This is a genomic window from Bacillus cereus (assembly GCF_007678085.1).
Lineage (GTDB): Bacteria > Bacillota > Bacilli > Bacillales > Bacillaceae_G > Bacillus_A > Bacillus_A cereus_BE.
Window position 1 is genome coordinate 1 of record NZ_VEDW01000050.1, and the last position, 238, is coordinate 238.

Here is a 238-nt window from a genome sequence, read left to right on the forward strand (position 1 = left end):
GGAGGATTAGCTCAGCTGGGAGAGCACCTGCCTTACAAGCAGGGGGTCGGCGGTTCGATCCCGTCATCCTCCACCATTTAGCCGACTTAGCTCAATTGGTAGAGCAACTGACTTGTAATCAGTAGGTTGGGGGTTCAAGTCCTCTAGTCGGCACCAGAAATCATGGCGGTTGTGGCGAAGTGGTTAACGCACCGGATTGTGGCTCCGGCATTCGTGGGTTCGATTCCCATCAGTCGCC

3 tRNA genes are annotated in these 238 nt (G+C 55.5%); all 3 read left to right on the forward strand.

Annotation, left to right across the window (positions count from 1 at the left end):
* The 3 genes from FS742_RS27335 to FS742_RS27345 all read left to right on the forward strand — a co-directional run bounded on the left by FS742_RS27335 (position 1) and on the right by FS742_RS27345 (position 238).
* A tRNA-Val gene (locus tag FS742_RS27335) sits at positions 1-76 on the forward strand.
* A 4-nt stretch (positions 77-80) separates the two neighbouring features.
* A tRNA-Thr gene (locus FS742_RS27340) sits at positions 81-156 on the forward strand.
* A gap of 9 nt (positions 157-165) precedes the next feature.
* Positions 166-238 (forward strand) — tRNA-His (locus tag FS742_RS27345).